At 26.5% G+C, this 7,959-nt stretch carries 6 protein-coding genes, 1 tRNA gene and 1 pseudogene; 2 read left to right on the top strand and 6 right to left on the bottom strand.

All coding sequences use genetic code 11. The features are described 5' to 3' along the window. Nucleotides 1-118: 118 nt before the first annotated feature. The 4 genes from hflC to BN1173_RS01020 form a co-directional block, all read right to left on the bottom strand. The gene (gene hflC, locus BN1173_RS01035) at nucleotides 119-1,090 is read right to left on the bottom strand and encodes a protease modulator HflC (RefSeq protein ID WP_040236010.1); all 972 of its coding nucleotides are present in this window, start codon (nucleotides 1,088-1,090) and stop codon (nucleotides 119-121) included. Continuing rightward, nucleotides 1,091-2,005 carry an FtsH protease activity modulator HflK gene (gene hflK / locus BN1173_RS01030; protein WP_040236009.1) on the bottom strand — a complete coding sequence of 305 codons (915 nt, stop codon included), beginning with the start codon at nucleotides 2,003-2,005 and terminating at the stop codon, nucleotides 1,091-1,093. 150 nt (nucleotides 2,006-2,155) lie between these two features. Next, complete coding sequence (locus BN1173_RS01025) at nucleotides 2,156-3,397, bottom strand: hemolysin family protein (RefSeq protein ID WP_012537968.1); 1,242 nt, start codon at nucleotides 3,395-3,397, stop codon at nucleotides 2,156-2,158. A gap of 88 nt (nucleotides 3,398-3,485) precedes the next feature. Then, nucleotides 3,486-3,558: transfer RNA gene (locus BN1173_RS01020), tRNA-Cys, on the bottom strand. A gap of 150 nt (nucleotides 3,559-3,708) precedes the next feature. On the opposite strand from BN1173_RS01020, the gene BN1173_RS01015 reads away from it, so the two are divergent. Together BN1173_RS01015 and BN1173_RS01010 are read left to right on the top strand one after the other, a co-directional pair. Next, the gene (locus BN1173_RS01015; protein WP_040236006.1) at nucleotides 3,709-5,229 is read left to right on the top strand and encodes a UDP-N-acetylmuramoyl-L-alanyl-D-glutamate--2,6-diaminopimelate ligase; all 1,521 of its coding nucleotides are present in this window, start codon (nucleotides 3,709-3,711) and stop codon (nucleotides 5,227-5,229) included. A gap of 4 nt (nucleotides 5,230-5,233) precedes the next feature. Next, a complete protein-coding gene (locus BN1173_RS01010; RefSeq protein ID WP_025400582.1) occupies nucleotides 5,234-6,328 on the top strand; it encodes a D-alanine--D-alanine ligase in 1,095 nt (364 codons plus the stop codon). Here BN1173_RS01010 and BN1173_RS04835 read toward each other — a convergent pair. Beyond that, on the bottom strand, nucleotides 6,325-7,266 hold the full coding sequence (locus BN1173_RS04835; protein ID WP_246040019.1) for a hypothetical protein: 942 nt from the start codon (nucleotides 7,264-7,266) through the stop codon (nucleotides 6,325-6,327). The two genes, BN1173_RS01010 and BN1173_RS04835, sit on opposite strands and share 4 nt — an antisense overlap. 297 nt (nucleotides 7,267-7,563) lie before the next feature. After that, a pseudogene (locus BN1173_RS04830) lies at nucleotides 7,564-7,959 on the bottom strand (hypothetical protein); the annotation flags it as partial.

Genomic DNA, 7,959 nt, shown 5'->3' with positions numbered 1-7,959 from the left:
TTCTTATTCTTAAATAAGAAAATAAATGGGTCTTAATACCGATAGTATATACCCATTTATAATTTGTTTTTTTGATATTTATTTATCTTTTGATTTTTAACCAATTGAAACCAATTTTTTATTTTGTATGATGTAAGTATTTAAAAAAATCCATATCTGTTGAAAATATTTTTCGTTTATCTTTAAGTGTTATTTTATAACTTTCTAGTGATTGCCATAATTTATAAAATTCGGTATTTTGTCCGTAGGCATTTGCATAAATTTGTGCAGCTTTACTATCTCCTTCAGCTTTAATTTTAGCAGCTTCGGCCCTTGCTTCACTTAATAGTTTTAGTTTTTCTTTTTCAATACTACCAAGAATTTCTGTTTTCTCAGCAATTCCTATACTTCTTTGTTCTTCTGCTACTTGTTGTCTTTCTGAAATCATTCTGTTGTGTACGGAATCAATTAAACTTGGATCATAACCAATTTTTCTAATAAGTACATCTACAATTTCAATTCCAATATCTTTTGTATTTTGATTAGATACTTCAATTATTTCGTTTTCAATTATTTTTCGACCTTTTGTGATTTTATAGGTTGTATTATTTGTAATGTCTTGTGGGGTTAATATTCCATCAGATAGGCGTTGAATGGGATCATTTGAACTTCTTATAATTTCAAGTAAAGGATATTTTGCAATGACACCTCTTACTGCAGGTTCAATCGCTGCATTAATTATAATAGAAGCTCTAAACATTGTTTTAATTGCTGTGTAAAATTTATTAATGTCTACAATTTTCCATCTAGCAGTTGTATCTATCCAGATTAATTGTTTTTCTTCTCCTCCTGTTGGAATTCTTTGAGGTTCTCCATCCCATCTAAGTATGTATTTAGGAAAAATATGTACATTTTCAATAAATGGAATTTTATATTTAAGACCAGCTGTATTTTCTGTTCTCTCAATTTTACCGAGTCTTGTAGTTATTGAAATTTCATTTTCTTTTAAAATATAGATTGGTTGTGTTATAGCTAATAATATTAAACCGAACATTAATGTAAAAGCTAAAATCTTAGCAAAATAGAGTAAAAATTTTAGTATATATTTCATTTACTTAACCTCCTTAAAAGGAAGGAAATTTTTTAAGTTTTTGTCAATAATTTCAATATTGTCTTTATTTTCAAGAATTTCTTTCATTGTTTCGTTATATATTCGCTCTCTTGTAATTTCTGGATCTTTTATGTATGCATCTAGAATTGCATTAAATATGGCAGTTTCGGCTAATGCACTATTTATTCTGTTTTCTTTATATCCTTTAGCTTCTTCTATTAGTTTGAGTGCTTCACCTCTGATTTTTGGAATAATTTGATTAAATTCTTTTTTCCCTTCATTTATAAATTTATTTTTATCTTGGATTGCAATATTAACATCTTCAAATGCTTCATAAACTTTTCCTTTTGGTGGCATGGCATTTCTGATTTGTACCTGTATAATATCGATTCCTAAATTATATGTTTTAATAATTTCATTCATAGAATCTCTTACTCCTTCTGTGACACCAACCCTATTATCGTTAATGATTTCAAAAATAGTATTGTCTCCAATTAATCTGTTCATTGATGCTTTTGCAATGTCTGTTATGGTTTTTTCTGGATCTTCTACTTTGAACATAAAAGAATATGGATCACTGATTTTATATTGCACTAACCATTCAACCTTAATTATATTTAAATCTCCAGTAATAATAATTCCTTCATCTTCATCTGGATTGATTACCATATTGTTGTTTGCATTAAACCCAAATTTAACTTCTTGTATGATCTTTACTGGTACAATTAATTTTTCTTCAATTAATGGAATTTTGATATGTATTCCTGGTTCAAGTATTCTATTTAATTTACCAAGACGAAGAATGACCGCTTCATCAGATGGTCCAACAATGAAAACATTTGAAATGGTGATTATTAATATTATTACTAATACAATTAGAATTATAGTATATTCATATGTTCTGTTATCTCCCATAACACCTACAGATCTTACATGACTGATAAAGAAAAACGTGATCTCGACATATTAAAATATGTATTTGATACAATAATTAACTAATATTTTTTATAAGGTGTATTTTATGTTTACATTGAACTTTACTTAATAGACAATTTTTCCAAATATTCATTCCTTTTGAATTTTTTTAAATGTTATTTTTTTTATTTTATGGTTTTGAATTTCTTCTATGAGATATTCTCCGTGTTCTGTATTAACCTGTTCTCCTTTTGTAGGTATTTTGTCAAGTAAGTCCATTATGTATCCTCCCATTGTATTGATGTAGTCTTTATGTTGAATTTTAATTCCCACTGTTTCTTCAATTTCATCAAATGTTGTTTCTCCTGATATTAAGTAAATGTTATCGTCTTTTTTAGTAATGAGTTGTTTTTTCTCTTCGAAATCATATTCATCAAATATTGCACCGAAAATTTTTTCCATTATGTCTTCTACTGTGAGTATTCCTGAAAATCCACCGTACTCATCAATAACAATTGCCATTATTTTTTGTTTTTGTCTCATGATGTCTAATATGTCTTTTATTCTTTTGTTTTGCTGTACAAAAACAGCAGGTTTTATGAATTTAATAATATTTTTTTCAAGTTTTTTTTTACTTATTTCAATTAAATCTTTAGTTATTAAGATTCCTATTATTTGTTCTCTATTTTGGCCTTTATATATGGGAATTCTTGAATATCCTTCTTTTTTAATTAGTTTAATTTTATCTTTTAATTTTGATGTACTTGAAAGCGAAAATACTTCTGTTCTATGTGTCATAATTTCAGATGCCCTAACTTCTCCTATATTTAGCATTTTTTGCATGAATATTCTGTCATCATTTTCTAAAATTCCTAATTTTTCTGCTAAAGACAACATATTTTTTATACTATCTTTAGTTATTTTTTGATTTGTTGTTATTTTGCATAGATTTAATAAAATTTTGACTATTCCATTAATTATGTATATTGCTGGTGTGAATATTATTGTTAATGTTTTAATAAAAATAGAGGTATATAAGACTATACTCTCATTATTTAGGATTGCAATCTGTTTAGGAAATATTTCTGAACAGATGAGTACTATTATTGTTATGATTCCAGTTGAGAATGCAAGAGAATTATTACCATATTTATCAAGAACAAATTTTGTTGTCAGAGTGCTTGCTGTTATATTAGCAATATTATTGCCAATTAAAATTGTTGTGACGAGTTTTGATGGGTTTTGTGATAAATTGTATACTACTGTTCCTAATTTTCCTTTTTTCTTTATGTCTTGAAGTTGGATGAGGCTTAATGATGTGTAGGCTGTTTCTGATGCTGAGAAAATTGCCGATAATATTATAAGTATTAATATAATGATTAATTCTAACATAGTTATTATTTTAATTTATCTTAAAATCATTGTCTTTAATTTTGTTTGCCTTTATAAAAAACACATTGACCTTTAAGCTTTGTTTACAAGGCGCCGACCGGATTCGAACCGGCGAATCAAAGTTTTGCAGACTTTTCCCTTAGCCACTTGGGTACAGCGCCATATGAAACATTAGTTAGTTTATAAAAAAATATTTGAATTGTAAACAGTCTTTTTTCACTTTTATAGTTTAAATAATAATTGATTTTTTGGGTATTCTCTTTTGAAATTTTTATATAAAAATAAATTTTATTTTTGTAAACTTTATGAATATGAATAGAAAAGTACTTAATGATGTTTTATTTAGATTAAATCAAAATTTGATACAGAAAATTATAGGGTCTTGTGAAGTGGAAATATTGGGACTTGCATATGATTCAAGATGTGTTTCATTTAATTTCGTTTTTTTTGCTCTTCCTGGGCTGCATTTTAATGGTCAAAAATTTATTGAATCAGCAATTCAACGAGGTAGTAATGTTGTTGTTCATACTAATGATATTGATTTTTATGATTCAAAAGTAACGTATATTAAAGTTGATCCTTGTAATATAAAAAGATTTATGTCAAATTTTGCTCATGTTTTTTATGATGAGCCCTCAAAAAAACTTAAAATTATTGGTGTTACAGGAACTGATGGTAAGAGTTCTGTTTGTTTTTATATTTATACTTTATTAAAATCTATGGGTGCTAAAGTTGGGTTTATCTCAACAGTGTTTCTTGAAGATGGAAGTGGTACTTTAGTGAAAAATCCCTATAGGCAGTCTACTCCAGAATCAACAGAAATTCATTTAGTTCTCAGTAAAATGGTTGCTAATAATGTTGAATATGCTATTATTGAATCAACTTCTCATGGTCTTGATGATAGGACATCAAGGCTTCTTGATATTGAATATTCTGTTGCTGTTTTGACTAATATCAGTCATGAACATCTTGAATTTCATGGTACCATGCAGAATTATTTGAGAGCCAAGCTTAATCTTTTTTATTCTGCAAATTTTCATGGTGGTTTTGGTATTATCAATATGGATGATAATCATTTTTCTGTGTTTATGAATTCTATTAATAGGACTTATACCTATAGTTTGAAAAATGAAAAAGCTGATTTTTTTATAAGTAAGATTAATGAACAAATGGGTTTTACTGAATTTGAGTTTTATCATAATAAAATTAAATATGCTGCTAGAGTTAATTTGACGGGTAGTTTTAATGTTGAAAATGTTATGGCTGCCTTAATTGTTGTTAGTCAAGTTATGAATGTTGATATTTCAAAACTTATTTATAAGCTTGTTAATATTGAGAGTCTTTATGGACGCATGCAAGATATTAATTTTGGCCAAGATTTTTCTTTAATTGTTGATTATGCACATACCCCAGGTGCTTTTCTTAAAATGTTTCCTATATTTAAACGACTTGCAAAGAAGCGTTTAATTTCTGTTTTTGGTTCTGCTGGGGAGAGAGATATTCTTAAGAGAAGGTTGCAGGGAGAAATTGCAGATGAGTATTCAGATGTAATAATACTTTGTGATGAGGATCCAAGAGGTGAGGATTCTATGCAAATAATTAGAGATATTGCGGAAGGAATTGTAACAAAAACCTTAAATAAAGATTTGTTTTTTATTCCTGATAGAAAATGTGCAATTGAAAAAGCAATAAATATTGCATGTGGTGACGATTTGGTGGTTACTCTTGGAAAGGGACATGAAAGTTCAATAATCTATAAAGATAAAAGTATTTTTTGGGATGAACAAGCGGTTATTAAAGATATTATTTTAAGTTTGGGAAATAGGGGTTAGTGTTATGAAAAGAAATCTTATGTTAATATTTGGAGGAGTTTCTTTTGAACATGAAATTTCTCTTAGATCTGCTTATGGGATTTATTCATCTCTTTTGAAACTTGATAAGTATAATGTATTTTCGGTTTTTGTTGATAAAGTTACTGGAATTTGGTATTTGTTAGATTCTGTTCCCAGTAGCGCTGAATTGATTAAAAGACATACTACTTCTATTGTTAATTTTATTCCTGGTTGTGGGATATTTGTAAATAATAAATCTCTTGAGATAGATGTTATATTTCCTATTATTCATGGAAGAACAGGTGAGGATGGTGCTATTCAGGGATTTGTAAAGATGATGGATATTCCTTGTGTTGGTGCTGGTATTTTAGGAAGTGCTATTTCTATTAATAAATATTTCTGTAAGGTTTTGCTTAAAAGTTTTAATATTCCTGTAGTGTCTTTTATTGGATTTAAAAAGGATGATTATATTTTAAATAAAGAGGGAATAAAAGAGGATATAAATAATAAATTAAATTATCCTGTAATTGTGAAGCCTTCTGTATTAGGTTCTTCAATTGGAATTAATGTTGCATATAATGTTTCTCAGATTGAAAAATATATTGAAGAAGCTTTTGAATATGATTTGACAGTTGTTGTAGAAAAATTTATTAAAGCAAGAGAAATTGAATGTGCTGTTATTGGAAATGATCAGATTAAAATATTTACACCTGGTGAAATTATTGTGCAGGATTTTATATTTTATGATTATGATGCTAAGTATTCTACTATTCCTGGAGATTCAATTGTGTTTAATATCCCTGCTCATCTTGATATGAAACATTTATTAGATATTAAAGAATATGCATTTTTAACTTATAAATATTTGGAACTTAGAGGCATGGCAAGGATTGATTTTTTGATATCAAAAGATACCAATTTACTCTATGTTAATGAGGTAAATACAATTCCAGGTTTTACAGATATTTCTATGTTTGCTAAAATGTGTGAACATGATGGTCTTAGTTATGAGAGTTTGGTTGATAAATTAATCACTTTGGCTTTTGAGAGTTATAAAAAGCGTAAGGATAAAATTGATTTTACTAGGCTAGAGAGTTAGTTTAAATTTAAATTTTTTAAATTTTCAATTTCTTTATCATTTTGAAGTTTAAAAAAGGGGTCTAAATCTTGTTTTGATGATTTTGGAAGTATTCCTGAATGTTTGATTGTGTATGAATAATCTATATTGATATTTTTTATTTCTTTTTTTGTTTTTTGATCGTATATTTTGACTTCATTTTTATTAGTATCAAAGTAGGCAAAAGCATTATATTTAATGTCTTCTTTGCACTTAATTGTGAAGGTTATGTTTGTTATATTGCTTTTGATATTATTTGCTGTGAATATTATATTGTTAGATACTATTTTGTATGGGGTATTACTTTGATATACAATGAGTTCAGATGCATTTTCTAGGTACAAATGAATTTGTTCTGCAATTTTTGTTGTGGTGATTTTAATTGTATAAATCGATCGCTCTGCTGCGTCTATTTTGTGAAAAGATACGTCTATTAATTTTTCTTGTATTTTGGTTTCCTTTTTTATTTGTGTTTGATTTTTATCTAATTTTAAATTGAGATCTTTTATTGAGAGTTGAATTGTATTTTTGTTGTCTTGTAAGTATTTGACATTAATTTCATTTTTATGTTCTGGGAAGCTGATTGTTTGGGATATTTTTATTGTTGCAATTTTTTCTATGTCGTATGAAATTATGATGATGGCAATTATTAAGAGAAGAATTATAAATTCGATCTTTTCTGATTTTTGAAATTCTTGTTTTATTGTTGTAGTTTTGTGTTTTAAATGTTCTACAATATTGGCGAGTATTGCTGAGAATAGTGATATTGCTATGAAATAGCTTAGTTCAATAGGTCTTGATATCATTAAAGTTGTTTGTATTGATGTTATTAATATAAGATTTATTACCCAAATGAATATTATTATTAATTTTTTTAAGATTTTTAGATTATAAGGAGTATCATTAGTATTAATTTTCATTGCTTCTTTATACTCTTTTAAGTCAGTTCTATTTTGATGTATAACACTATGATAAACTCAACTATGGAAGTTGATATTGCTAAGTATTTAAGTTCTTTTAAGTTTAGATGTATTTTATAATTGTATGCAAAGTAGGATATTAGATTGAAGTTAAATAAGGTTAGAAAAAAATTTACCAAATATACTGGATTTATAATATCATAATCTATAATATTTTCGTATGCAAATAGCATTTTATTTGTAAATAGTATAGAAAGATATGAGCTTAGGAATAATATAGAAAATAGTTTTATAATTTTATGATAATTTTCTTTTGTTTTTCTTAGTATGATGCTGGTTTTTTTGAATCTTATAATCATTATTACATGTAATAAAGTTATAAGTGGCATATATCGCTATGATAAGTGTAATTTCATTTATAATCCATTTTTTAAATATAGTGTTGATAATAACATAGTGTAGTGTATCTTCATTTTGAATATTGTTTTCAGTTTTAATTGTTTCTTCTATTGCTTTATAAATATCATAAGGATTATTTTCTTTTATATATTGTAAAAGAGAATGTTCTCTATTGTTGCTTATGATTAAAATTGGAATTTTTTCTTTTAGATATAAATTATATATTTCGTTAATATTTTTATTTGTTATTTTTGATACGCTGAAATTTACTTTATTATTTTCAAATGTTTTTAT

The organism is Borrelia crocidurae (assembly GCF_000825665.2).
GTDB lineage: Bacteria > Spirochaetota > Spirochaetia > Borreliales > Borreliaceae > Borrelia > Borrelia duttonii.
The sequence above is the reverse complement of the archived record's forward strand: the minus strand, read 5'-3'. Positions and strand labels throughout refer to the sequence as shown.